This window comes from Microbacterium pollutisoli (assembly GCF_053586795.1).
The window spans coordinates 177,217-203,629 of sequence record NZ_JBNYWT010000004.1 but is presented as its reverse complement, the minus strand read 5'-3'; the positions used below and the strand labels follow the sequence as shown (position 1 = coordinate 203,629).

The following is a 26,413-nucleotide window of genomic DNA, read 5'->3' as shown; positions in this document are numbered from 1 at the left end:
GCTGACGTTCCCCTGTTCAGTCGTCGGCCTCCCCAGTGGCCCGTGCCCGAAAGCCTAGTGGCCTCAATCATTCCCCGCAGTCCTCTGCAATGGATGCGGTGTGCCCTGACAGGCGCTAAGCTGAACCTCGTCCGCCAGCGGGGCAGGCGGGAGGTGCACCGGAGGGGTCCGGTGCACGACTGGGGAATCGGCGATGAGGATCGCCATTAGTCGTTGCTTGGGGGGCAAATGACTCTGCGAATCGGCTATGCAGCAGGGGCGTTCGATCTGTTCCACGTGGGGCACCTGAACATCCTTCGCCACGCGCGACATCACTGCGACGTCCTGGTCGCAGGGGTAGTCAGCGACGAGATGCTGCGTCAGGTGAAGGGCATCGAGCCGTTCATCCCGACCGCGGAGCGGGTGGAGATCGTCCGCAGCCTGCGCTTCGTCGACGACGTCCACATCGAGAACGAGCCGAGCAAACTCGCAGCGTGGAAGGTGGTGGGCTTCACCCACTTCTTCAAGGGCGACGACTGGCGCGGCACCGAGAAAGGCCTACAACTGGAAAGGGAGCTCGCCACGGTCGGAGTCGAGGTGGTCTACTTTCCATACACTGCGCATACCTCGAGCAGCCAGCTTCGTCGCGCTCTGGAAAACACCACTGTCGACGGCCTATACAACTACGGCGAGCGAGCTGAGTCCGCCTCGTGAAACGAGTCACGCGGTGGGCAAGCGCGAGCTCAGGTATACGCGTTTCGGGCCGGCCTACAGCTTGCGCAGCAGCACCGATTCCACGGCGTGGTTCTCGCCCTTGTTGAGCACGAGCGTGGCACGGTGCCGGGTGGGCTCGACGTTCTCGCGCAGGTTCGGCAGGTTGATGTCGTTCCAGAAGCCGAGGCCGCGCGTGACCGCCTCGTCGTCGGGCAGTTTCGCCAGCGGCCGGAAGTACGAGTTCGGGTTGGTGAAGGCCGCCTGCCGCAGCGCGAGGAACCGGCTGACGAACCACGACTCGATGTGCTTCACATCGGCATCCACATAGACCGAGAAGTCGAACAGGTCGCTCACCGCGATCTCGTTGGGTGACGGCGCCGGCGCGAGCACGTTCAGGCCCTCGACGATGACGACGTCCGGCCGCCGCACCGTGACCCGCGCGTCCGGGATGATGTCGTACCGCATGTGCGAGTAGAACGGCGCCTGCACCTCGGGCGCCCCCGACTTCACCTGCGTGAGGAACTCGACGAGCGCCCGCCGGTCGTAGGACTCCGGGAAGCCCTTGCGCCCCATGAGCCCGCGTCGTTCGAGCTCGGCGTTCGGGTAGAGGAAGCCGTCGGTGGTGACCAGTTCCACACGGGGCGTGCCCGGCCAGCGGCTCATCAGCTCACGCAGGATGCGGGCGACGGTCGACTTGCCCACGGCGACCGACCCGGCCACCGCGACCACGAACGGCGTCGTCGAATCGGTCTCGCCCAGGAATTCGGCCGTCTCGGCGCCGAGCCGCTTCGTGTTCTCGGCGTAGGTGCTCAGCAGACGGCTGAGCGGCAGGTACACCTCGTGCACCTCGGTGAGGTCGAGCCGGTCGCCCAGACCTCGCAGCTGCACGACCTCGGTCTCGCTCAGCGGGTTCGCCATGCCGCCGGCCAGGCGCGCCCATTCGGCACGGCCGATCTCGCGGTACAGGGAGTCGACGGTGATGGGGGCGTCATCGGTGGGCATCGCGCCCACTCTATCGCCCGCCCGCGCCCCGCTGCCGTCGCCACAGCCCCCGTCCCCTCGCTCGCGAGTCCGCGATTCTGCACCGACACCCACCGGCAGGCGTGTCGTCTCACCGTGGATGCCGGAAGTCAGCGTCCCACCCCCGTCTGCACGCGCCGGATTCGACGCCACTACGCTGGACGGGTGCGCCTGGGAGTTCTCGACATCGGCTCGAACACCGTCCATCTGCTGGTTGCGGATGTGATCCCCGGCGGCAGACCCCTCGCGACGACGAGCAAGCGCACGGTGCTGCGCCTCATGCGTTACCTCGAGCCGGACGGTTCGATCAGCGACGAGGGCGTGCAAGCGCTCATCTCCGCCGTCACCGAGGCGCGTGAGATCGCAGCCGCAGAGAACGTCGCCGAGCTGCTGGCCACCGCCACCAGCGCCGTGCGCGATGCCAAGAACGGCAAGCAGGTGATCGCGCAGATCGAGCAGGCGCTGGGCCAAGACCTGCAGGTGCTGGGCGGCGAGACCGAGGCCCGCTACACCTTCCTCGCGGTGCGCCGCTGGTTCGGCTGGTCGGCCGGGCAGATCCTGCTGTTCGACATCGGCGGCGGGTCACTCGAGCTGGCCGCCGGCGCCGACGAACTGCCCGAAGCGGCCGCCTCCGTACCACTGGGGGCCGGCCGCATGACTATGAAGTTCCTGCCCGACGACCCGCCGGGCCAGGAGGCCGTGGAGCGTCTCCGGGAGCACGCAACCGAGGTGCTCCGTCCCGCCGCGATCGCGCTGGGGTCCATGCCCAAGCCCGACCACATCGTCGGGTCGTCGAAGGCGATCCGCTCGCTCGCCAAACTGTCCGGCACGCCGATGCCGTCGTGGCCGGGCAACGAACGGATGCTGCTGCCGCGCGACGCGCTGGGCTCCTGGATCCCGCGCCTGGCCAAGCTGCCGGCATCCGCGCGGCAGGAACTGCCGGGTATCACACCCGACCGCACGTTCCAGATCGTGGCCGCCGCGGTCGTGCTGCACACCGCGATGACGATGCTCAAGGCCGAGTCGCTGACCGTGAGCCCGTGGGCGCTGCGCGAGGGCGTGCTGCTGCGTTACATCGAGTCGCTCTCCTGGAGCGCACCCGGCGCGTAACCGGCCAGAACCGTGGATGCCGCGGGCGCGCCACGACGAGTCATCCGGAATCGGGTGCCGCTGTCCTGCGCTCAGATGACCCGGTCGTTGCCCCCGTCGACGCTGAGGTGCGCACCGGTCGTGGCGGGGAATTGCTCGCAGAAGGCTGCGACGGCATCGGCCACGGTGGCGCTGCGCACCTCGACACCGAGTAGGTTGCGTGTCTTGTATTCGTCCACAGTGAGGCCGTAATGGGCTGCACGCTGCTGCAGCAGCTCCGCTGTCCAGATCCCTGTGTCGAACACCGCGTCGGGCTCGACCTGGTTCACACGGATGCCGTCGGGTGCCCATTCCAGCGCGGCGACGCGCATCAGCTGCGCCGCTGCGGCCTTGCTTGCCGAGTACGCGGCCACGCCCGGGCCCGGGGCGGCGACGTTCTTGGTCGACACCAGAACGACTCTGCCCCCACGCGGCGCCAGGCGAAGATATGGGTGCGTCGCGCGCAGCACGCGGGCGACTGCGGTGACGTTCACCTGGAGTGCGCGGGCCCACACATCGTCGTCGAGCTGGTCGATCGATTCACTCGGCGGGAAGATCCCCGCCGCCACGACGAGCATGTCGACGCCCCCGAAGTCGCGCACTGCCAGTTCGACCGCCTGTTCGAGGACGGCGGTGTCACTGACGTCGCCCACGAGCGCACGCCACGAGTCCCCGGCATCCACGGTTCGCACGTCGGGGTTCAGATCGATGCCCACGACAGCGGCGCCGTCAGCCAGCAGACGTTCGACGACTGCGCGGCCGATACCCGATGCCGCTCCGGTGACGATGGCCACTTCTCCGCTCAGCGGCAGACGCTTCTTCCCCGCCAGCTTCGCCTGCTCGAGCGACCAGTACTCGATGTCGAAAGTGAGTGCTTCGTCGAGAGATCGATATCCACCCAGCCGGTCGGCGGCGTCCACGACGTCGATGGTGTGCAGCGCGACATCGTGGGCCACCCGCGCGCCTTTGGCCGTGTCGCCGGCCACGACCAGGCCGAGTTCCGGATCGTAGATGACGCGCGGCGCGGGATCGAGCTCGTCGATGCCCTCGGCGACGCGGTGTCGGTTACGCGCGACATAGGCGCGATATCGTTCGGCGTACGCGGCGACATCGCGTCCGACCATCGGTTCGCGCTTCGTATAGAGGACGTGCTCGGGAGTGGCGGTGCCCCGACGCGTCAGCGCCGGCTGCGCGTCACGGCGGGCGAATTCCGCGGCCTTCGCAGAAGTCGATTGACGCAGGATCATAGGGCGGCCGGCGTGGCGCGAAAGCTGCGCCCGCAGGTCGGCGAGTACGACGACCTCACCCTCTCTCTCAGCGGCGCCGCCGTCATCCCCCCACGCGATGCCGCCGAGTTCCTGATCGGCTCTCGCGACCAGCTCGCGGTGTCGTTGCAAGGTGGCATCCGGATCATCACCGAAGGTGAACAGCCCGTGGTTGGTCAGCACGATGGCATCCACCCCGGTCACATCGGTGTCGGCGACGCGTCGCGCGAGGCCGAATCCGGGCATGACATAGGGAAGGACGGTGACCCCCGAGCCCAACACCGCGGTGATCTCCGCAGGCTCGACGGCACGGTTGGTCAGCGCGACGATCGCATCGGCATGGGAGTGGAGCACGAAACGCCCCGGCAGGTATGCATGCAGGAGCGCCTCGATCGAAGCTGTCGGCGCGGCGGCATCGAGGGATGCTTGTCGCAGCTCGTTGACCATGGCCGCATCGCCGAGTGCCGTGAGCTCCAGCAGTTGCGCCAGCCGGTCACGTCGCAGAGGAGCGAACCCGCCTGCTTCGATCGTGGCGAGGTCCCAACCGCTGCCCTTGACGAAGACGACATCGACCATCTCCCCCGTCACGTCGGGGACGCTCGTCTTGACGGAGGTGTTTCCTCCACCATGCAGCACGTACGACGGGTCGGCGCCCAGTGCACGGCTGACTCGCACGATGTCGGCGAGGGCGCGCTCGGCGGCGGCTCCGAACTGCCGGTTCATTGCTGCGCCTCCCAGACCTGCGCCATCGCGGCGAGCACCCGGTCGAAGCGCTCTCCCTGTGCGGCGTATGCGGCGCGGTCGGCCCCCGGCTGCATCACCAGGTCGGGGTCGGGTTCGCCGTTCCATGACTCCACGGACACTCCGATGCCTCGGGCTGCGAGCGATGCGACGCCCCGGGCCCCCAGCTCGGTACCGAGCTGTCGCCGCATGGGGTGACCCACGATATCGGCGAACATCTGCGCCCACAGGGGGTTCTTGGCGCCGCCGCCGGCGAGCGTCCACGGCTCATCGGTCACGGCGACGTCGCTGGCGCGCACCTTCTGCAGCTGCACGCGGTGGTACTGGGTGATGCCCTCGGCCACCGCTCGCGCGATGTGGGGCAGCCCGTGGCTCCCCTTGATGCCGAGGAATGTTCCCGAAGCGCCCAGATGCTCGGGCGCTCCGTGGATGAACGGCAGGAACAGCACGCCATCTGCCAGCGCCGGCACGTCCTGGCCGGCTTCGAGCAGGTCGCGCGGGCTGACCGGCATCGTGGCCCTCGCGCCGAGCACACTGGCAGCCCACTCGATGCTCGCTGCCGACGTCGGCGCGACTTCCATGGCCAGCATGAGGTCCGGGTCAGGCAGCAGCGCGTTGATCGTGACCCGTGGCGGCACTGCATCGGCGGCCACGACGACGGCATTGATCGCCCACGTGCCGACGATCACCGTCACGTCGCCGCGCGCGGTGGCGCCTGCGCCCAGGGGGCTGGCCACACAGTCCATGCATCCTGCGACGACGGGCGTCCCCACCGGGAGCCCGGTTCGCTCGGCTGCAACCTCGGTGACCGTCCCGACGACCTCATCTGACGCGTGCAGCGGCGGGAGGAGTTCCATCCGCTCCCGAGGAACACCGAGCAGGTCGAAGACCTCGGGTTCATACGCGCGGCTGCTGAGGTTCACCAGGCCGCAGCCGGATGAATCCGACAGATCCGCGCTGGCCACACCGGTGAGGCACGCGGTGATCCAGTCCTTACAGGTCAGGGCCCACCGGGCCCGTGTGAGCACTTCCGGCTCGTTCTCGTGCAACCAGCGGAGCAGCACACCCGGCTGTGCAGCCCACGGCACCGAACCGGTCACGAGACGCACGCGCTCCACCTGCGCCGGATCAAGAGCGGCGACGTGGCCTTCGCCCCGGGTATCCGTCGACGCGATGGCGGCCCGCACGGGTTGCAGCTGTTCGTCGACGAGGTACAGACCGTTGCCGTGCCCGGTGGCTCCGACACCGGCGACTTGCCAGCCTTCTCGTTCGAGGTCGGCGTTGAGATCACGCAGCACGTCGGCCACGACATCCCACAGCGCCGTCATGTCGACTTCCTGACGGTCGCGGGCCACGGCCACCCGCGGATTCGGCGCCGATACGGTGCCGATCTCATGACCGTCGAGATCGAACGCAGCCGCCTTCGCCGAGGTCAGTCCGACATCGATTCCGATCACACAGGTCTTCATGCATCTTCTCCGGCTACGGGCGCAGGTTCGCGCACAGTCTTCCCGCGCATGGCACGGGGCTGGAACCGGCGGACTGCTTCACGATAGTCGTTGATCTCCTGCTCCGCCCGCGACCGATCCCAGAGCCCTTCGGCGACCAGAACAGCCGCGGCGCGCGGCGCGCACGTGAGACCCACGTCACTGCCCAAAGCGATCGTCGTACGCCGCAGGAGGATGTCTTCCAGGGTGACCGCGCCCTCTGCGCGCACCGCGTACAGCACTTCCGCGGCGATCGCGCCGCTCTCGTCGTCGATGACCTCCAGCAGTGTGTCGTCGGCCAACGCCGTGACCGCGACGTCTTCGGCGAGTGCGCCGTAGACGTCGAAAAGCCGGTGCGCGATCGCCGAAGGCAGATGGGTAGCGCGCACGAATGCGGCCCGCGCGCTCGCGAGGTCTCCCGCCGGCGCACCGGGCAGCGGGGTCACGCGCGTGGGAGACTTCTGCGACCGCCGACCGAGCATCCGGCTCACTCGTCGGACGACCTGCTCTCCCAGCGCCCGATGGGTCGTGTACTTGCCGCCGATGATGGTGACCAAACCGCGTTCTTCCCCGTCATGCAGGACGATCTCGCTGTCGCGGCTCACGGACGACGGGTCGGTGAGGTCGGCCACGTAGGGCAGCGGCCGCACGCCCGAGTACGACCACAGCACGTCATCGGGGGTGAGACCGGCCTCCGGGATGAGGTCATTGGCCGCGTGGAGCAGGTACGCGACCTCCTCCTCGTCGATCACGATCTCGTCGAGCGTGCCGTCGTAGGGCAGGTCGGTCGTACCGATCATGTACATGCCGCACCAGGGCAGCACGAACATGGGCCGGCTGTCTTGCGGCGATTCGAAGAAGATGCAGGTGTCGGGCGCGCCCGGGAAGGGGGCCACGACGAGGTGGCTGCCCTTGGTCGGCCCGATGCGGCGAGGATGGTCGCCGGCGAGGGAGAGAACATCGTCGACCCATGGCCCCGCCGCATTGACGACCACTTCCGCTCTCAGGTCGCGTTCGGTTGCGGTCTCGCGGTCGCGGTACCGGACCCCCACGACGCGCCCGGCGTCGCGCAGAAGCGATGTGACGGGGGTATGGGTCAGCACAGCCGCGCCGTGACGCGCCGCGTCGATGGCCAACTCGATCGCGAAGCGCTCGGTCACGGGCACGTGCGCGTCCTGGAACAGGCCGCCCCACCGCACTCCGCCCGCCGCCACGGACGGCCATTCCCGTTCCAGTCGCCGTCGGAACACGATGCGGTTCAAGGGAAGCCGCTTGCCGATCGACAGCACGTCGTGGAGGATCAGGCCGCACGAGAGCAGCCAGCCCGGCCGCGAGGCGGACTTCGCGAACGGGATGAGCATCGGGTAGGGCTTGACCAGGTGCGGTGCGGTGCGCAGCAGGATGTTGCGCTCACGTATCGACTCGAACACGAGGGGGATCTCGAAGCGTTCGAGGTACTTCAGCCCGCCGTGGATCAGCCGCGTCGCGATAGCCGAGGTGCGGGCGGCGATGTCATCGGCGTCGATCATCACCACTCGCAGTCCCTGCGAGGCGGCTTCGCGGCCGATGGCGAGACCGTTGATCCCTGCGCCGATGACGACGACGTCGGCGGTCTCCGGGGCGGAATGGGTAGTCAAAGCAGGCATGGGGGCGTCCTTCAGAGGTCGCGGGCGCTCCGTGGAGCGCCCGCGACGGGGTTCAACGGGATGCGGTCTCGTACAGCTCGAACGCCTCATCGGGCGTCAAGCCGTCGTGCACGACACCGCGCACTGCGGCGAGCATCGCCGCCGGGTGGTCGGACTGGAAGACGTTCCGCCCCATGTCGACACCGGCCGCGCCCTCTTGGATCGCGCGGTACGCCACCCGCAGCGCCTCCTTCTCCTCCACCTTCTTGCCGCCGGCGATGACGATGGGTACCGGACATGCGCTGGTGACGGTCTCAAAGCCCTCCTCGACGTAGTACGTCTTGACGAAGGCGGCCCCGAGCTCAGCGCTGATGCGCGTCGCGAGACGGAAGTAGCGGGCATCGCGCACCATGTCGCGGCCGACGGCGGTCACCGCGAGCACGGGGATCCCGGCGGCCTGACCCTGGTCGACGAGAGTGGTCATGTTCTTGACGGACTTCGTCTCGTTCTCACCGCCGATGAACACCTGCACGGCCAGTGCAGCGGCATCCAACCGCACCGCGTCGTCGATCGACACCGCGATCTCCTCGTCGGACAGGTCCTTCAGCACGCTCGGACCACCCGATGCCCGCAGCACGATGCCCTTGCCGGTCGTGCTGGGAATCGTCGTCCGCAGTGCTCCGCGCGTGCACATGAGCGCGTCGGCCTGTGGGATCAGCGGCACGATGGAGCGGTCGAGGCGCTCGAGCCCGGAGGTCGGGCCCTGGAAGTACCCGTGGTCGAAGGCGAGCATGACCGTCTTGCCGTCGGCCGGATCGAACACGCGCGACAGACGTGCCTGCATACCCCAGTCCTGGGCCGCGAGGCCCTTCAGCGGGAAGCGGGAGTCGGCGGCAGGGGCGGCGCCGCTGAAGTCAGTGCCGTCGCGGAGGTCGTCGAGGTCAGCCATGGTGGTCTCCTTGTTGTGAGGTTGCGGTCCGCGCCGCGCGCGGTCCGCGGGTGAAAGCGGCGCGCAGTCGTGCCAGGGAAGATCGACCGGTGCCTGTCGCGGCAGCGGACACGATCACCACCAGTACGACCAGCACGCCCTTGAGGATGTTCTGCGCGCCGACCGACCACCCGAGCAGGTTCAGCAGCCCTGACAGAAGCACGAAGAACAAGGCTCCTGTCCAGGCACCGACCGCGACGGGGCGGCCGCCGGCGATAAGCGTCCCGCCGATGACGACGACGGCGATCGAGTCGAGCATGTAAGAGGTGCCGAGCACGGTGCTCGGCGAGATGAACGCTGCCAGCAGCCCGCCGACGAGGCCGGCGAACCCGGCGCTGACCAGGTACGCCGTCGCGGTCACCGCGGTGACGCGCAGTCCGGCCCGTTCGGCGGCACGCTGACTCTGTCCGACCGCGATGATCGAGATTCCCAGGCGGGTGCGCCGGAGAACGAACCAGACTCCGAGCGTCACCACGGCCACCAGCAGGGCCATCACCGGGATGCCGGCGATCTTCGCGTTGACGAAGGCGCGCAGTGCCGGGTCGGCCGCACCGCGGGCGGCGTCGGCCAGCAGCAGAGTGAGCGAGGTCACCACGAGGCTGGTCGCCAGGGTCGCGATGATGGGCGGCACCCGCAGGAGCAGGATCGCCGCCACGCTGATCGCACCCATCGCGAGACCGGCGCCCGTGGCGGCGGCGAGCCCGACCACCGGCCCTGCGGCAGCACCGACAGCGACGGACACGTAGGAGGTCATTGACACGATCGTGCCGACCGATACGTCGATGTTTCCCGGGCCCAGCGTGATGACAAGCATCTGCCCGAGCGCCACGAGGACGAGGAACGGTGCAAGCGTGAGGGCCTGGGTCAGCGGGTCGAGTGGTGAACCCGGACGCACGGTCACGATCAGGGCCCAGATCGCGAGCACGCCGATGAGCGACCAGCCCCACGCTGGCCAGGTGAAGGAGACGCGCGTGGAGCGCGTCGCGGACGCGTCGATGGCGGTCATCGGACGAACCTCTCTGTGATGACACGGCCGGCGAGCACGGCGATGACGATGAGTCCCTGGGCGGCCGACTGCAGGCTCGAGGGCAGGTTGATCAGACTCAGCAGAACGGTGATCAGACCGAGGGTCACTGCTCCGAGCGTGGCCCCCACCGGCAGCGCGCGACCGCCGGCGAATGTGCCGCCGCCGAGGATGACGGCGGCGATCGTCATGAGGGTGTAATCGGTCGCTGAGTTGATGTCACCGGACCAGGTCTGCGATGCGAGCATCAGCCCCGAAAGGATGATGAACACCGCTGCGCACACATATGCAGCGACGCGGATGCCGGTGAGTGAAGTACCGGCCTTTTCGAGTGCCGAGGGCTGCGAGCCCAGCGCGCGCATCTGCATTCCCACGCGCGCACGACGGGAGATGTACCACCCGAGCAGTGTCGCCAGCACGATGAAGACGATGGGCGCGGGGAATGCGGTGGGGCGCCACTGCGAGATCGCCGACAGCCACTCAGGTGTGGCGCCACCCGGGGTCGGGCGGATCTGCAGGCCGATGCCGAGCCAGACGAACGACATCCCCAGCGTGATGATGATCGATGGCACGCCGCGACGTTGCACGACGAAGGCGATGATGGCGTAGGTGGTCACGATCGCCACAATGAGGCCGAGGGCGGCGAGCGGAGCGTCGATGAACAGTGTCGCGGCGATCACCGTGATCAGACCGACCAAGGCGCCGATGCTCAAATCGATGTCCCCGACGCTCATGATGAGCATCTGCGCTTGGGTGGCCAGTACCAGCGGCACCGACGACATCAGCATGAGTGTGAGGCCGGGCACGGTGAGGATGCCGGGCTGCAGGGTCGCGGTGATGACGAAGATCACGGCCAGTGCGACCAGGGCCAGCAGCGCGGGAGAGCCGTTCACGGCGGACGCCCGCAGACGTTGCGCGGGACGGGGAATCGAGACGGTGCTCATCGGTTCACTTCCTGGGAATGCGGGTTCTCGTCGAACGAGTCGGCGATGATGCGGTCTTCGGTGATCTCGTCGCCGGACAGCTCGCTCACGATGCGCCCCGATCGGAACACGTAGACGCGGTCGCAGTGCGCCATCTCACCGTTCTCCGTCGAGTACCAGACGATCGACCTGCCGAGGGCGGCTTCGGCCCGCATGAGGGCGTACAGCTCGTTCTTGGTGGTGACATCGACGCCACGGAAGGGATCGTCGAGAAGGACGAGGGCGGCGTCGGTGGCGAAGGCGCGAGCGACGAGGACTTTCTGCTGATTGCCGCCGGACAGCGCGGTGATGGGGCTCGAGGCTCCACCCTTCACGTTGAGCCGTTGCACCCAATCCGCTGCCGTGGACCTCTTTCGCGCGGTGCAGACCACACCGGCTGTCGACAGGCTGCGCAGCGCCGATACCGTCAGGTTCTCGGCCACGCTCCACAGGGGGAAGACTCCGCTGGTCTGGCGGTCGCCGGGGACGTATGCACGACGACGCGCGACGCTCACGCCGCGTGCGCCTGCCCACAGCCGCCCCAGCAGCCGGTCCTGACCGTGTCCGGCCAGGCCGGCCAGCCCCACGATCTCGCCCGGCCGCACCACGAACGGCTCGCTGCCGGGGTCGGCGACCCGGGCCACGACACGGTCGGTCTGGAAGTCGGCGGTCGTCCGCCCGCTGACGCGACGCAAGGTCGCCGTATCCGCATGAACCTCGCCGCCCATCGCCGCCAGCAACGCCGTCTCCGACGTTTCGGCGGCGGCAGTGGCGTGCACGATCCGACCGTCCTTCATCACCACGATGCGATCGGCGTGCTCGATGACCTCGTGCATGCGGTGGGAGATGAGGACCATGCTGGTGCCGGCCTCGGCCAGTCCGCGCAGATGCGAGTAGAGCTGCCGGGTGGCGTCGATGCTCAGCGACTCCGTCGGTTCGTCGAGGATCAGCATGCTCAGGTTCGGCGTGCACAGCGCGCGGGCGATCTCGACCATCTGCCGCTGGGCCATCGTGAGGTCACCCGTGCGCCGCACGACACTGATCCCGTGACCGGGGAACACGGTGTCGAGCTTCTCGACGACGTTGCGTTCCGCCTTCTTCCGCCAGCCCCATCCGGTTGCGCGAGCGTCCGAGAGGGCGATGTTGTCAGCGACGGTGAGGTCCGGGCACAGTGCCAGTTCCTGGTAGACCATGCGCACGCCCGCTGCCGTCGCAGCACGCTGGGTCCAGGGCGAGTCCTGGTCCTGCCACCGCACGGCGCCGGTATCGGCGGACTCACGCCCGGCGAGGACACGCATGAGCGTGCTCTTGCCGGCGCCGTTGTGGCCGACCAGTCCGAGGATCTCGCCACGACCGAGCACGATGTCGATGCCGTCGAGGGCGCGCGTCCTCCCGTACTGCTTGGTCACGGCACGTGCGGTCAGGACCGGGCGCGTGGCTTCTGCAGCGGCACTGTCGATGCTCTGCATCATTCCTGCTGTCATGGCTGTTCTCCTTCGAACTGGTCGGCCGGGCCGTTACGGCTGGCTGGGCGCCTGGACCTCGTCGCCCGCGAGCAGCGCGGCGATGGCTGCCTCGGTCGACTCCTCGTCCCAGGCGTTGGCGGCGTACTCGTCGGCGTTGAGCTTGGACACCCACTCGTCGAGGTTGTCCTGCGTCACCTGAACCAGCGGCAGCACGACCTCACTGGGGACCTCGTCACCACGCTCCTTGGCCAGCGCGACGTAGATGGCCGCGATGACCTGGCCCGGGTCGGTGAGCGCCGCGAACGAACCGTTGTCGATCCCACGCTCCTGCCAGAAGGAGAGCGACTTGCCGTCCGTGTCGAAGACGACGACCGGCAGGTCACGGCCGGCCGACTCGAAGGCCTGCACGACACCCATGCCGCCGATGCAACCGGGGACGGCGGCGATCTCGGGCAGCGAACCCAGGATGCCGACGATCTCCTTCTGCGCCGTGGCGGAGTCGCAGAACCCGTTCACTTCGGCGACGACCTCGATGTCGGGGTAGTCGGCGAGGATCTCGAGCTCCCGCGCGTTGAACTCCTCTTCCGGCTGCGAGCCGATGACGCCGCGGTTCAGGATGATGTTGCCCTTGCCCCCGATGGCCTCGATGGCCGGCATCAGGGAGTCCTCGCCCCACTGGGCGTAGTCATTGCGCACGACGGTGCCGCACGAGGTGTCCATGTCGGCGTCAAGGATGATGACGTTGATACCCGCCGTGCAGGCCTCTTCGATGACCGGCACAAGAGCGGTCGAGGATGCCGGGATGACCATCAGCACGTCAGGGTCCTGCAGCATAAGGCTGCGAATCTGCGATGCCTGCTCGGTGGCGCTGTTCTCCCCCGGAGCGTTGACCACGGAGTAGTCGGCGACGATGCCGTCTTCCTTGAGCTTCTCCGCCTCGGTCTCGAACTTGTCGATGAGGGTGAGGCGCCACCCGTTCACGAAGCCGTTCGACAGTGCGATCGACAGGCCTTCCGGCTCGCCGCTGTTTCCGTCCGCGTCCGCGGCTCCGCCCGCACAGCCGGAGAGCACAACGGCGGCCGCGGCGATGGCCGCGACGCCGACCGCCGCACGGCGGATTTTCGAGAACTTCATTGTCATTGCCTCCTGTTGTCGCGTCCTTGCGATATCCGACGGATCGGACGCTTTACCTGTGATTACCAACATGTCATGATGAGTTGGTAGTGATCAATGTAGGGAACCTGCGGCGCCGTGTCAATCGGAGCCGGTACGCTCTGAACAGCCCGCGTCCCAGCCGAGGAGGCCACCATCTCGACGCCTGCGAACCATGGCTTGCTCGACCGCGCCGCCGACCTGCCCCTGTGGCAGCAGTTGGCGAACGTGCTGCGGAGCGAGATCGAGGCCGGAGAACTGCGCCCGGATCAGGCGTTGCCCTCGGAGTCCGAGCTGATCGATAGGTACTCGGTGTCGCGCACCGTCGTGCGTGAGGCACTGGCCGAACTGGTGCGGGCGGGGCTCATCTACAAGATCCGAGCGCGGGGATCGTTCGTCTCGCCCCAGCGTCCCGAGCTGAAGTTCATCGGGTCGATGTCCGGCTCCTCCGATGACCTCACGTCGATGGGTCGGAGCGTGAACACCCGCGTTCTCGAGTTCGAGGTCGGCACCGCCACTTCGGTGGAGGCGCAGGCACTGCGCATCGCGGAGGGTGACGAGGTCGCGCGGCTGCGCCGTCTGCGACGTGTCGACGGCACGCCCTGGCTGCTGGTCGACACCGTGCTCCCCCTCGAGCGATTCCCCGGTTTGGTGCGGGCCAATCTCGAGAATCGATCGTTGTACGAGCACCTTCGACGGCACTTCGGAGTCACCCCCAGCGGTGCCGACCGATGGATCAGTGCCGTCATCCCGTCGGCACAGGATGCCGCGCTGCTCGAACTCGAACCGGGCCAACCCGCCCTCGCCATCGAGTCGACGGCGTGGGACTCCGACGAGGTGCCCTTCGAGTACTACCAGGCTCTGCACCGCAGCAACGAATCGCGCTTCTACGTCGGCATCCGCTGATGCCGGGGTACTGAGCCACGGATGGCCGGGCGAGACGTCTCACCGACTGACGTAGCTCAGCCGAGCACCATCCGGCGCGCCATCGTCGGCACGTCGATGCCCTCCTGCGCGGCGCGGGCGGCGACCGAGGCTGCCACGGCGAGCGCGACGCCCTCGAGCGCGGACTTGCCGGTGTGACGCCGGATGATCTGGTCGAGGGACGCGAATGCGCTCCCCTGCCCGGCGAAGCCGAGGATGTCGCGGGCCGCCGCTTGGGCCGACGCGTTCCACTCCGGCATCCGCGTGCGCGCCACGCCCGCACCCAGCGCCGATCGGCCGTGCCACGTGTCGAGCAGGCCGAGGCCCGCGCCCATCACCTGCGCGACCGACGGTCGCTCGCCGTCGGGATCCGACGGAATGCCGTCGAGCACGATGCGCGCTGTCGCGTCGCTGCCCTCGGCGAGCGCTTCGGCCAGTAGCGCCAGCACCGTGACGGCTCGCTCGCGCTGGGCGCCGACGGGCGTGAACAGCGTCATGTTGTGCCGTTCGGTCGCGCGCTGCAGCGCATCGTTGAAGGCGTCGAGGTCGTCGGCCTCCAGATTGTCGATGTCGAAGCCCTCCTCGGCCAGCAGTGGCGCGAGCTCACCGAGCATCTCCTTGGCCAGACCGGGCCGGTGCACGATGCCCATCGCCGCCATCTGGGCCCGCACCTCGGGGTCGTCGAACGGGTTCGCGACATCATCGAACTCGCCGTCAGCGAAGTCATCGCCGTCGGCGTAATCATCGTCGCCGTCGAGGTCGTCGTCATCGGTGTCCGGCAGCACCTGCTCGACGATCACCCGCGCGACGGACAACGCGCGTGCAAGGGTTCCGGCGAATTCAGCGGGCACCCCGTACGAGCCGTCGGCCTGTTCGGTCAGCACGCCGATCTCCGCGAGCCGGGCGAGGACGTGCATGGTCAAGATCGACCAGACGTCGTCCAGGTCTGTGTCGCTCTCGATGTCGACCGGTGCGTCCGCCGACTCGAGAACGTCCAGCAGCCGCGCATTGATCGCTTTCCACAACGCCCGGCCGAAGGATGCCGGCAGGTTCAGCAGCCGGGAGGTGATCACCTCCGAGATATGCACGCCGACGAGCAGGTCCGCCAGCTCATAGGGCGGCAGCGAGCCGGCGAGCCAATCGGCGGCCCGCTCGCCCGGCCGCACGCGTGAGGTGTTCACGGTGATGAGCCGCGACCTCCGCAGCGACTCCCACCAGGCGGCGACCGGCCCGAGATCCCACATGCTCGTCACGTACTGGGTCGGGTCGTCCGCACGATACGGCGGCAGCTTGGCGATGCCCTCGGCCCGCACCCCCAGCATCCGCGCCACCGGCTCGATGTCGCCGCGCCGCAGCGCCGCGGACGAGGTGACCGGGCGGCCGTCTCCGATGAAATCCAGCAGTTCGCGCACGCCCGCGACCATGGGCAGCTCGGCGAGCGCAGCGACGCGGTCGGCCTCGGGTATCTCCGCCGTCTCGGCAATCGCGGCCCTGACCACGCCGAGTTCGCTGAACTCCTCGGCCGCACCCTCGACCAGGTCGTGGACGCCCGCCCACGAATCTGATTCGGCGGCGGTGTCGAGCCGGAAGTGCACGTACTGGTCGACGATCGCCAGCACGGTCATGATGTCGAACCCGTCGATCGTGTCGTCGTCGGCTTCGTACGCGACGTCCAGCAGGGCGGCGACGCCGTCGGGCTCTGACAGCTCGATTCCGCGGGCCTGGGCGCTCACGAACACACGCGCCAGGTCGGCGACGTCCTCGGCGATATCCCCCATGCCGTTCCCGCCGGCCTCTCCGAGCCACGCTTCGAACTCGCGCAGTACGACGCGTGTGTTGAACGACGCGCCGCGTCGAGCCGCGGGGTTGCCGCCGGTCTGCTTCCGCTTCTTCGACATGCCCTCCATCCTCGCAGTTCGGCCGCCGCGCACCGCGTCACGGCGGCCGTTTGCGTGGTGGATGCCGGGGTTCCGGCCCGGTGCGGCGCTCACCCGAAGGCGCAGTGCATCTTCACCGTGGCGTCGCTCGCATAGTCCTGGATGAACCCGAAGAACTTCGCGCCGTCGGCGGTCACCAGTGGCGCATCGGCCAGTTCGAACAGTCCCAGTTTGAGGTCGGGGTCGGTGATGATGGGGGCGGATGCCGGGGGTGCCGCCCGGCCCGAGATGCCCACATCCTCGAGCCCGTCCAGCCACTGCGACGGCGGGCAGACGCCGCCCCATGCGGCGACCGGCTCGGTCTGCACCGGGTAGAACCGACCGTCGATCTCTTCGAGCTGTACGTGACGCGTGAGCTCTCCGGTGCCCGGCTGCGAGCAAGGCAGATCGTCGTCGGTGTGCGGCATGCGCAGCGTGAGGTCGATCTGCAGCCCGCCGTCACCGCCGGCCGACACCGCGCGGGTGACATCGCCGCACCGCGTGGTGCGCGCGACCGGGTAGATCACCTGCTCGGCGACCGGCTCCGCATCGAGACCTATGCCCCGCCACACGTACCAGAGCTCCTGCGCCGCGTTGCCGTCGATCCGGGTGATCGGAAGCGCGGCATCCATCACACCGTCGCCATCGACGTCGGCCTCGACAGGCTCGCCCAGCTCGTACGTGCGTGCCGCGTCGTCGGTCGCGGTGCCACCGGTCAGCTGCACCATGACGGGCGCCTCCAGTCCGAAAGGCGCGAACGACCACTCGGCCTCGGCCGCCCACGCGGCGATGTCCGCGGCCGTCAGCTCGGGCTGCGGCTCTTCGACCGGAGATTCCTCCGCCGGGTCGGCGGGCGCGGTGGCTGCCGGTTCGTCCCCGGGCGGCGCGGGACTCGTGGCCCCGCACCCGGTCAGCGCCAGAAGGCCGGCTGCCGCGACGGCCAGCTTCACTCCACCGAGCCGGCCCGCGCCACCACGGCCACCGCCACCGGACGACCCACGCGCGCCGCCCACAGCGAGCCCACGCCTCCCACCGGCATCCACCCGCCGACGCGCAGTCATGATGTCACCTGCGGTATCGCCGCCGACGGCGCCGCCACCGCCCGTTTGTCGGCTGCGCCGATCGCGGCGCCGAACAACCCCGGGAACGCGATGGGCATGAGATCGAGCGACTGGCCGTTGGCCAGCTGCATCGACACGGCGATCATGGCGTTGCGGCCGACCGGTGCACCCGTGATCGAGACCGCATCACGGTCGGCGAAGTCGCGCGCCGCGATGGCTTTGAGCCGGTCGGTGGCGTACGAGACGTCTTCGGGTCCGAACTGCTGCACGAGGTTGGGCACCCAGGCGCCGACCACGCTGCCGGAATGCGTCTGGTCGCCGCCGTAGTGCGCGGCGACGCCGCGGATGAGGTCGGCCAGCCATTCGCGGGCGGCGGGCGTCGACATCGACACGACTCGGTAGGTGTCGCCGTCGATCTCGAACACGGCGAACAGCGCGTCGCCCATGAGGTTGTCCCGCGTGGTCTGGCTGAGGCCCAGATCGGCGGTGGTCGTGCCCTGCAACGACCCCGAGGTCGTCGTCGTGGTGGTGCTGTACGAGCTGACGCTGGTGCCCGACCGGTCGTAGCCGTAGTCGGTGGTTCCGTACGACCGCCCCGACGTCGCGCCGAAGCTCGTGGCGAACATGCGCATGCGCGTCTCGAGCGTGCCGGTGATCGCGCCCTGCGTCTGCTGGTCGAAGTGCCGTTCGATCTCGATCAGCCGCGCATTGCGGATGACCGGCGCGTCACGGTCCTCGTACATCGCCGCGCGCGGCGTGTGCGAGAGCTCCACGAGCCGCTCGTGCAGCGCGTTGGCCCGCGCAGTGTCGCGGCGGTTGAACGCCCGGGCGCGCACCTCGCCGAAGATGCCGATGCCGAGGAAGACCAATCCGAGCAGCAGGAACACCCAGCCGATGAGCACCTGACCGCCCATGAACGCGGTGGCGTAGTCCATCGCGCCCTGCGTGAACAGCCCTGCGAAGGCGAGCGAGCTGAGCAGCCACACGGCGAGCACGATGATGCCCCAGGTGAGGAAGCCGCGCTTGCGCATTCGACGGGCGGCGGCTGACATCCCGCGCACCACACTCACGAGGTCTCCCCCGGCTGCGTCTGGCTGTGTTCCCCGATGTCGACCTGCGTGTTCTCCATGTCCGCTCCCCAGCGCGTTCACTCACTCACGTATGCACAAGTGGGCCCCATGGTAGCGAGTGGATGCCGGGAGGCGTCAAGGGGCCGGCCAAGCGAAGGAGTGCGAACTTCAGCCGCGCACGACGGCGGCGAGCTCGTCGGCGACGCGCTGCGCCTCTTCGACCGTCGACGCCTCGACCATCACACGCACCATCGGCTCCGTACCCGACGGCCGCAGCAGCACCCGGCCGGTGTCGCCCAGTTCGGACGAGGCCAGGGCGGCGGCGGCCACGACGTCGGCGTCGGTGGCCCGTGACCGCTCGACGCCCTTCACGTTCACCAGCACCTGCGGGAAGACCTCCATCACCGAGGCCAGCTCCGCGAGGCTCTTGCCGCTGCGCGCCACCTCGGCGCACAGGTGCAGACCGGTGAGCACTCCGTCGCCGGTCGTGGCGAACTCGCTCATGATGACGTGGCCGCTCTGCTCGCCGCCCAGGCCGAATCCGCCCTGGTTCATGCGCTCGAGCACGTAGCGGTCGCCGACGGCGGTCGTCTCGACCGTGATGCCGTGCGCGGCCATCGCACGATGCAGGCCGAGGTTGCTCATGACGGTGGCGACCAGTGTGTCGGCGGGCAGGCGGCCGCGGCGCTTCATCGCCAGCGCCAGGATCGCCATGATCCTGTCACCGTCGACGACGGCACCCGTCGCGTCGACCGCGAGACACCGGTCGGCGTCGCCGTCGTGGGCGATGCCGAGATCGGCGCCGGTGCGCACCACTTCGGCCGACAGGACGTCGAGATGAGTGGAGCCGACGCCGTCGTTGATGTTCAGACCGTCGGGGTCGGCACCGATGACCGTGACCCGCGCGCCGGCGTTGCGGAACACCTCGGGCGAGACGCCGGACGCGGCGCCGTGGGCGCAGTCGAGCACGACGTGGAGGCCGTCGAGCCGGCCGGGCAGGGACGCCAGCAGGTGCAGGGCGTACCGATCCTCGGCGTCGGAGAACCGCGTGACCCGGCCCACATCCGCCCCGGTCGGCTGCAGCTTCGGGCCCGCCATGGCCTCTTCGATGCGGGCCTCGACCTCGTCCGGCAGCTTGCGGCCGCCGCGCGCGAAGATCTTGATGCCGTTGTCGGCGGCGGGGTTGTGCGATGCGGAGATCATCACGCCGAAATCGGCGTCGACGTCCGCGATCAGGAACGCCGCGGCCGGTGTCGGCAGCACACCGGCATCCAGCACGTCGACGCCGGACGAGGCGAGCCCCGCCTCGACGGCGGCGCTCAGGAACGCGCCCGAGACGCGCGGATCACGCGCGATGACCGCGGTGAGTCGCTTTCCTGTGGCCTTTCGCGCCTCGGCGATACGCCCCTGGCCCAGGACGACGGCAGTCGCCTGGGCCAGGGTGAGCGCGAGGTCAGCGGTGAGGTGCCCGTTGGCGAGGCCACGGACACCATCGGTGCCGAACAGCGCCATGAACGCTTAGCGCTTCGAGTACTGCGGAGCCTTGCGGGCCTTCTTGAGACCGGCCTTCTTGCGCTCGATGACGCGCGCGTCACGCGAGAGGAAGCCGGCCTTCTTCAGGGTCGGGCGGTTGTTCTCGGCGTCGATCTGGTTCAGCGCACGGGCGATGCCCAGGCGCAGCGCACCGGCCTGGCCGCTGTCGCCGCCACCCGAGATGCGGGCGATGACGTCGTAGGCGCCGGTCAGGTTCAGAACCGTGAACGGGTCGGTGATCAGCTGCTGGTGCAGCTTGTTCGGGAAGTAGTCCTCGAGCGTGCGGCCGTTGACGGTGATGGTGCCCGAGCCGGGAACCAGACGCACACGGGCGATGGCCCGCTTGCGGCGGCCGACGGCCGAGCCGGGAACCGAGAGCACCGGGCGGGGCGCGGCGGCAGCCTCGGTCTCGGTGACCGGGGTCTCGGTGGAGTAGTTCTGGGGGGTCTCCTCGATGGAGTCAGCGATCTTCGCCATCAGATGTGTCCTTGGTCTTTTCGGCGGCGCTTACTGGGCGACCTGGTCGATTGTGTAGGGGGTGGGCTGCTGCGCAGCGTGCGGGTGCTCGCCACCGGCGTACACCTTCAGCTTCGAGAGCTGCTGACGGCCCAGGCTGTTCTTGGGCAGCATGCCGCGGATGGCCTTCTCGACCGCGCGGACGGGGTTCTTCTCAAGCAGTTCCTCGTACGAGACCGCCTTGAGCCCACCCGGGTGACCGGAGTGACGGTAGGCCATCTTCTTCTGGAGCTTCTGGCCGGTCAGCGCCACCTTCTCGGCGTTGACGATGATGACGAAGTCACCGGTGTCGACGTGGTTCGCGAAGGTCGGCTTGTGCTTGCCGCGCAGAAGCGTGGCGGCGTGCGAGGCGAGGCGGCCGAGGACGACGTCGGTTGCGTCGATGACCAGCCACTGGCGGGTCACTTCACCGACCTTGGGGGTGTAGGTGCGCGTCACAGTAGTGCTGCTTTCTTGAATCGAACGGAGAGGTTCGTGAATCCCACTCCGGGGTGGTTCTTCGGCCAGAAGGCCGCTGAACACGCCAGTGGAGGGCTCACGTTCGCGGTGCCGGATCAGCAGAGCCGACACCAAAGAGCCATCTTACGGCACGTGGATGCCATTCCCAAACGCGCCGGAATACGTGAACGGGTGCGCTCCGGCCGGAGCGCACCCGTTCACGAGGTCAGGCCCGTCGGCGCGACACCATGACCGCACCGGCGACGATCAGCAGCAATGCAATGCCGATGAGCAGCGTCGGTATGGCGCCACCGGTGGCCTCGAGCTCGTCGGTCTGTCCGCCCGTCGCCGGAGTCTGAGTCGGCGTGGGCGTCGGCTGCGTGGTAGCACTCGGCGCCGGGGTAGGCTCGGGGCTCGGCGCCGGGGTCGGGGCCGGCTCGGGGCTGGGCTCCGGGGTCGGCTCGGGACTCGGCTCCGGGGTCGGCTCCGGGCTCGGACCGGGCGCCGGCACCGTGTCCTTGACCACGACACCGGCATCCCATGTCGGGTCGATGCCCTCGGTTGCCCGGATGTCGGCCGTCGCGTTGTAGTCGTACTCCGCTGCAGGCACGAGCTCGGTGTTCTCATCACCCAGCACTATCGTGACCGTGAGGCCCGTCTCCGGGTCGGCGTCACTGTCCGCATTGGCATCGTCAGTCGCGGCATCCCGCCCTGTGAACTCGTATCGCTCGGCCTGCTCCGGCGTCAGTGCGAACCGGATGCTGTACTCGCCGGCAGGGAGCTCGTCGAACCAGTAGCGGCCGTGCGAGTCAGTGTGTGTCGTCGCGATGACGGTGCGATCCGCATCCATCAGCTCCACCGTGACGCCCTCGAGGACCTCCTCGTCGCCCTGCAGGCCGTTCTTGTCGAGGTCCACCCACACCAGGTCACCCACGGCGTACGTCTTCGGCGCCGGCGCAGGGCGCGGAATCCGCACGACACCGGCATCCCACGTCGGATCGATGCCCTCGGTGGCCCGCACCTGTGCTGCGGCGTAGTCCGTGGTCAGCGAGGCATTGTCGTCGTCGAGACGGATGACATCCGAGAACCCGAGAGGTCCGGCATCGGAGTCGGTCGCCGCATCCGCGGTGTCTGCCATGTAGCGCGTGAACTCATACACGCCGGCCTGCTCATCGGTCAGGATGAACTGCACCCGGTACTGACCGGCCGGCAGCTCATCGAACAGATAGAGCCCATTCTCGTCCGTGGTGGTCTGGTCGACCTCCACCCATTCGCCCTCGATGTACTGATGCAGCTTCACGGTGACGCCGGCGAGAAATCCTGGATCGCCCGCCTCGAGGACCTCCCCGCCGCCCTGCTGTCCGTTCAACGACTCGTCAGTGCCGCTGTGGGTATCAACCCACACCACGTCGCCGATCGCGTACGTCTTCGGGGTGTATTCGTTGGTGACGGTCACTTCGTTGACGCCTTCGACGATCTCCACCTCGGCCGGCGAAGCGGAAGAGGCGACACGATAGCCGGGGACCTCGGCCGCCACGACGTCTTCGACGATGGAGACCACGGTACCTTCCGGCAGGCCCTGCGGCCCCGCGACGACGCCACCGTCAGCTGGAAGGTCGTAGGTCTGCTCGAAGTCCGAGCCCCCGAGCTCCCACGTCACGGTCACCGCGAAGGTCTCGGGCGCGTCGATGTCCGCGGGCAGCCCCGCGACGATCTTTGCCAGGGTGACGTCGCCGACCGGAAGCGGATCGTTGTAGAGGCGCACCTCGGCGGAGCCGCCGTCCTCAGTGACGGTCACGGTGGCGCTGACCGCATCGGCGCGGAACCCGACCGGTGCGACAAGCTCGTGCACCGTGTACACGCCGGGCTCCGCGACGGTCGGCACCTTCGGGGTGCCGCTCGAGAGGTCGCGCAGTCTTCCCTCGACGGCGGTCAGATCGGACAGGACGACGACATCGGAGGCATCGCGCACCTCGAAGACACCGCCGTCCAGCAGTGCTTCGGGGTCGGCCGCGTTCAGCTTCCAGATGTCCAGCGGGAACCCATCGGTCGGCGTGATGGTGGCCGAGGTTCCCCCGATGGCGTTGGTGACGCCGACGTTCTCGTCGTAATCGACCAGACGCACCTTGAAGTACAGGGTCGCGGTCCCGGAAGAGAGCTGCCCGCGCAGCACGGTCACCGAATTGGCCTCGGGATCGTACTCGACCTGCAGGCTCGTGCCGGGGACGGTGTACGTGTCCGTCCCGGTGACAGTGCCGCTGGCGATGTTCGACGGGTCGACGTAGCCGAGGAACTCGACGCTCTCGGGCAGCACGTCGACCACGTTTGCCACCATGTTCGAGAAGCTGCCGTGCGGGATCAGCTCGACGCGGTAGATGAACTCGTCATTGACGAGCATGCCGTCCTCGTCGATATCGGCGCGAAGGTTGCCGGTGAACCGGTCGTTGACCGCATCGTAGACGCGCTTGCGCACCTCCATCTCGGTGCCGAAGGTGGTCGCCGACGCGCTGGTCTCCGAGGTGTAGACGTGGTCCATCTCGGAGCCGCTGTACGACGCGGTGTTGACGACCTCGATCGTCTGCTTGCCGATCAGGGGCTTGGTGGGCAGCGCCAGCGCGATCGTGAAGTTGCGGTCCGGGTCGATCGACAGTTCAGCGAGCGCGTCGGCGAACTTCTCGGTGACGGTGAACTCGAGATCGCCGTCGTCGTTGAGATTCAGGTTCCAGTAGGACGAGTCGAGCGTGACGGTGTCATTGCCCCACCCCAGCGTGTTCTCGGCGTACCACTCGTAGCGCAGGACGATCCCCCCGGAGATCCGATCGAGGGAGTCCTCGGTCACATCGAACACGTTGTGGTCGACGTGGTCGGTGATCGTCGACCGGGTGATATCGCCCACACCGGCACCGACCGAGAAGGTGAACGGCACGTCGACCGTGCTGCCGGGCGAGGCCTGGATGGGAGCACTTGATGTGGCCTTGTCGAAGCTGGCAGGGTGGTCGATCTCCGTGCCCGGCGCCTTGGGCTGCACGAGCCTGTGTGTGACGGTGCGTTCCAGCGTCGAAGTGCCCGACGTCGTGTCCGCGGGGTAGGTGAACGAGGCCGTGTTGCCTGGACCGTAGAAGGCGTCCGCCGTCGGCGGAAGATCCCATGCGGTCGTGTTCGGCGTCAGCCCCTCGACGCTGACGATCTCGGCCGCCACGGTGATCGTCGCGTGGGTGTCGGTGTCTGCACCGAGATTGATCAGCAGGGTCTGCCCGTCGACATGATAGGTGCCGGCGTACGCGTCGTCCGCGAAATCAGCCGCCGTCAGCGGACCGGTCACGGCGGCCTGGGTGAGCCCGATGCCCGACGCGGTGAGAAAGTCGTCGCCGGTGACCCATCGCGTGTGGGCCGGGAGCGTGTCGGCGATCACGACGTTGCCGTCGAGTTCGTGACGGGTGCCCTCGACGGCGGCGAAACCGCGCAGGTCGGCCGAGAGGGTGTACGTCAGTGGCACAGCCGGGTCGAGGCTCTCGCCGTCGTCGGCGAGGACGACCTTCGTGTCGTGCGGCAACGTGGTGGACTTGCCGAAGGTCGGCGTGGGCGTGCGCTCGCGCAGCGTGTCGGTCGTGCTCACGTTGTGGCCGGTGCCGTTGTAGTGGTGGCGAGCGGTGTTCGTGACCGCATAGTCCAGCCGGCCTGAGCCCGGGACGGCCTCGCGTGCGGTCACGCTGTCGATCTGCGCCTTCGCGGCGATCGACACGTCGGAGGCGGTGTCTTTGCCGACGTTGACCCACAGCGTCCGCCCGTTGACGTAGTAGGTGCCGACGTAGGCGTCGGTGGCGAAGTCTGCGGCGGTGGGTGTTCCCGCCGCGGGAGTCAGGGCGGTCACCCCCGACGCCGCGCTGAACCCGGATGCCGCGATGAAGTCGCCGTCATCGGCCAGCCACGCCACGCCCTCCGGCAACGTGTCGGTGATCACGACGTTGGTGTTCAGCGCGAAGCGGGTCTCGTCGAAGTCGGCGAAGCCGGTCAGATCGGCCCTGATCGTGTACATGACCGGAAGCGGCGCCGCCAGCGTGCCGTCAGTGCCGACGATGACGTCGTCGGTGACGTTCGGCAGGTCGCTGGACTTGGCGAAGATGCTGCCGTATGCCGGGCGCGGCTCGGCCGGGATGTTGACACTCGTGGTGGTGGTGCGCGTGTGCGTCGTGCCGTTGACGCTCGCCTGGTTGCTCAGCGAGAAGCTGACGGTGCCGCCGTCGCCGGCATCGATAAACGGCTCCGCGAGCGTATTCAGGTCAGCCAGGATGGCCGCGGCTGCGTCCGCATCGGCGATTCGCGCAGAGTAGGTGAAGGTGTAGACCGAGTTGGCTTCGGCGTCGAACTCGTGGCTGAACGAGGTGCCGCTGATCGACGGCAGGCCGGTCAACGGGTCGGTCGTGACCGGGTTGAAATCATTCGCATCGCGCACGACGCTGCGCCCCGTGAGTGAACCGTCGACGAGCGCCAGGTGATCGCCGAGCGTGTCTTCGATGGTGACGGTGCGCGAGTCCTTGCTGCTGACCGTGATCGTGTACTCGATCTCGGCGTCCAGCAGCGCGGCCTGGTTCAGAACGATCAGGCCGCTGTCCGCGTCGAAGGAGAAAGTGCCGGCCGGCAGCGTCAGGCCCGGGCTGGTCTTGGCCGAACTGTCCGAGGTGAGCACCGGGGTGTCGCCCGGCTCGGTGACGATGATGGTCTGCCGGGTGGTCTCGTCGGCGACCCAGACGAGTTCGCGCTCCGCGGTCTGCTCGACCACATCGAGAACGAAGGTCAGATCGAGCTGCCCCTGATCGACGTCGGTCGGAAACGGATCGGCGAACGTGATGGTGAGCTCTCCGTCCGCGAATGCCAGGCTCGTGACGGCGGTATTGCCGGGGGGCACGATGAGCGCAGACGCCGGGATGGTAACGCCATCGGGCACCTGGACCGTCGCAGTCTCGCCGTCGCCCATCCGGGTGTACCCGATCGCGAGGTCGTATTCCTTGCCGCTCTCGAATACGGGCTTGCCGTTGTGGGTGCCGTCACCGGTCGGTGCGATCACGATCACGTGGCCGTCGGCGGCGATCGCAGGTGTCGCCAGTCCCCCGACGGCGAGAATTGCGGCCAACAGACCGGCGATCCAGACGCGGAGTCCACCGCGCCGGTTGGTCGTTTGACGCGAGGTCATATATATATCTCTCCCCTGTGTTGTCACTGCCCCCGGGGAGCGTGGGCGCGCGTCAGCGCACACGGCGGCGCGGCCGAACGCGCCGGAGTGGGCGCTCAGATGCGCTGCGCCGTCGAGTCTCTCCCCAGAGGTCCTTCCACAGTAATGAGACGCCTGGGCTCCCCACGGCGATGAGGCCTCGTTCGGGCCTGAGCGGGGCAGAAATCACCCCGG

The 26,413-nt window shown here is 68.4% G+C and carries 19 protein-coding genes; 3 read left to right on the top strand and 16 right to left on the bottom strand.

Annotated features, from left to right (window positions below; all coding sequences use genetic code 11):
- Positions 1-228 precede the first annotated feature (228 nt).
- Positions 229-693: an adenylyltransferase/cytidyltransferase family protein gene (locus ACQ143_RS10720; protein ID WP_449570674.1), complete on the top strand. Its 465-nt coding sequence runs from the start codon at positions 229-231 to the stop codon at positions 691-693.
- Between the two features lie 54 nt (positions 694-747).
- Here the strand turns inward: ACQ143_RS10720 and coaA are convergent, their stop codons facing one another.
- Positions 748-1,695, bottom strand: a complete 948-nt coding sequence (gene coaA / locus ACQ143_RS10715; RefSeq protein WP_449570673.1) for a type I pantothenate kinase — start codon at positions 1,693-1,695, stop codon at positions 748-750.
- A 183-nt stretch (positions 1,696-1,878) separates the two neighbouring features.
- Here coaA and ACQ143_RS10710 point away from each other — a divergent pair, with 183 nt between their 5' ends.
- On the top strand, positions 1,879-2,823 hold the full coding sequence (locus tag ACQ143_RS10710) for a Ppx/GppA phosphatase family protein (RefSeq protein ID WP_449570672.1): 945 nt from the start codon (positions 1,879-1,881) through the stop codon (positions 2,821-2,823).
- A gap of 71 nt (positions 2,824-2,894) precedes the next feature.
- Here the strand turns inward: ACQ143_RS10710 and ACQ143_RS10705 are convergent, their stop codons facing one another.
- Genes ACQ143_RS10705 through ACQ143_RS10670 form a run of 8 tightly spaced genes read right to left on the bottom strand, consistent with a single transcriptional unit; the run spans position 2,895 to position 13,533 of the window.
- The gene (locus ACQ143_RS10705; protein ID WP_449570671.1) at positions 2,895-4,829 is read right to left on the bottom strand and encodes an SDR family NAD(P)-dependent oxidoreductase; all 1,935 of its coding nucleotides are present in this window, start codon (positions 4,827-4,829) and stop codon (positions 2,895-2,897) included.
- On the bottom strand, positions 4,826-6,316 hold the full coding sequence (locus ACQ143_RS10700; RefSeq protein WP_449570670.1) for an FGGY-family carbohydrate kinase: 1,491 nt from the start codon (positions 6,314-6,316) through the stop codon (positions 4,826-4,828). Before ACQ143_RS10700 ends, ACQ143_RS10705 begins: the two co-directional genes overlap by 4 nt.
- Positions 6,313-7,980 carry an FAD-dependent oxidoreductase gene (locus tag ACQ143_RS10695; RefSeq protein WP_449570669.1) on the bottom strand — a complete coding sequence of 556 codons (1,668 nt, stop codon included), beginning with the start codon at positions 7,978-7,980 and terminating at the stop codon, positions 6,313-6,315. The genes ACQ143_RS10700 and ACQ143_RS10695 overlap by 4 nt, the downstream gene beginning before the upstream one ends.
- 52 nt (positions 7,981-8,032) lie before the next feature.
- Complete coding sequence (gene lsrF / locus ACQ143_RS10690) at positions 8,033-8,908, bottom strand: 3-hydroxy-5-phosphonooxypentane-2,4-dione thiolase (RefSeq protein WP_449570668.1); 876 nt, start codon at positions 8,906-8,908, stop codon at positions 8,033-8,035.
- On the bottom strand, positions 8,901-9,953 hold the full coding sequence (locus ACQ143_RS10685; protein ID WP_449570667.1) for an ABC transporter permease: 1,053 nt from the start codon (positions 9,951-9,953) through the stop codon (positions 8,901-8,903). Before ACQ143_RS10685 ends, lsrF begins: the two co-directional genes overlap by 8 nt.
- Positions 9,950-10,915 (bottom strand): ABC transporter permease, encoded by a 966-nt coding sequence (locus tag ACQ143_RS10680; RefSeq protein WP_449570666.1) that lies wholly within the window; start codon positions 10,913-10,915, stop codon positions 9,950-9,952. The genes ACQ143_RS10685 and ACQ143_RS10680 overlap by 4 nt, the downstream gene beginning before the upstream one ends.
- Positions 10,912-12,417, bottom strand: coding sequence for a sugar ABC transporter ATP-binding protein (locus ACQ143_RS10675; protein ID WP_449570665.1), 1,506 nt, complete (start codon positions 12,415-12,417; stop codon positions 10,912-10,914). Before ACQ143_RS10675 ends, ACQ143_RS10680 begins: the two co-directional genes overlap by 4 nt.
- Positions 12,418-12,450: 33 nt before the next feature.
- Positions 12,451-13,533 carry a substrate-binding domain-containing protein gene (locus ACQ143_RS10670; RefSeq protein WP_449570664.1) on the bottom strand — a complete coding sequence of 361 codons (1,083 nt, stop codon included), beginning with the start codon at positions 13,531-13,533 and terminating at the stop codon, positions 12,451-12,453.
- Positions 13,534-13,731: 198 nt separating this feature from the next.
- Here ACQ143_RS10670 and ACQ143_RS10665 point away from each other — a divergent pair, with 198 nt between their 5' ends.
- Complete coding sequence (locus ACQ143_RS10665) at positions 13,732-14,457, top strand: GntR family transcriptional regulator (protein WP_449570663.1); 726 nt, start codon at positions 13,732-13,734, stop codon at positions 14,455-14,457.
- Between the two features lie 56 nt (positions 14,458-14,513).
- Here the strand turns inward: ACQ143_RS10665 and ACQ143_RS10660 are convergent, their stop codons facing one another.
- The 7 genes from ACQ143_RS10660 to ACQ143_RS10630 all read right to left on the bottom strand — a co-directional run bounded on the left by ACQ143_RS10660 (position 14,514) and on the right by ACQ143_RS10630 (position 26,200).
- Positions 14,514-16,373 (bottom strand): hypothetical protein, encoded by a 1,860-nt coding sequence (locus ACQ143_RS10660; RefSeq protein ID WP_449570662.1) that lies wholly within the window; start codon positions 16,371-16,373, stop codon positions 14,514-14,516.
- A gap of 89 nt (positions 16,374-16,462) precedes the next feature.
- On the bottom strand, positions 16,463-17,452 hold the full coding sequence (locus ACQ143_RS10655; RefSeq protein WP_449570661.1) for a hypothetical protein: 990 nt from the start codon (positions 17,450-17,452) through the stop codon (positions 16,463-16,465).
- Positions 17,449-18,504, bottom strand: a complete 1,056-nt coding sequence (locus ACQ143_RS10650; RefSeq protein ID WP_449570660.1) for a hypothetical protein — start codon at positions 18,502-18,504, stop codon at positions 17,449-17,451. The genes ACQ143_RS10655 and ACQ143_RS10650 overlap by 4 nt, the downstream gene beginning before the upstream one ends.
- 186 nt (positions 18,505-18,690) lie before the next feature.
- A complete protein-coding gene (gene glmM / locus ACQ143_RS10645; RefSeq protein WP_449570659.1) occupies positions 18,691-20,034 on the bottom strand; it encodes a phosphoglucosamine mutase in 1,344 nt (447 codons plus the stop codon).
- Positions 20,035-20,040: 6 nt separating this feature from the next.
- Positions 20,041-20,532 (bottom strand): 30S ribosomal protein S9, encoded by a 492-nt coding sequence (gene rpsI / locus ACQ143_RS10640; protein ID WP_449570658.1) that lies wholly within the window; start codon positions 20,530-20,532, stop codon positions 20,041-20,043.
- Between the two features lie 30 nt (positions 20,533-20,562).
- Complete coding sequence (gene rplM, locus ACQ143_RS10635) at positions 20,563-21,009, bottom strand: 50S ribosomal protein L13 (protein ID WP_449570657.1); 447 nt, start codon at positions 21,007-21,009, stop codon at positions 20,563-20,565.
- 226 nt (positions 21,010-21,235) lie between these two features.
- Positions 21,236-26,200, bottom strand: a complete 4,965-nt coding sequence (locus tag ACQ143_RS10630; RefSeq protein ID WP_449570656.1) for an SdrD B-like domain-containing protein — start codon at positions 26,198-26,200, stop codon at positions 21,236-21,238.
- Positions 26,201-26,413: the final 213 nt, after the last annotated feature.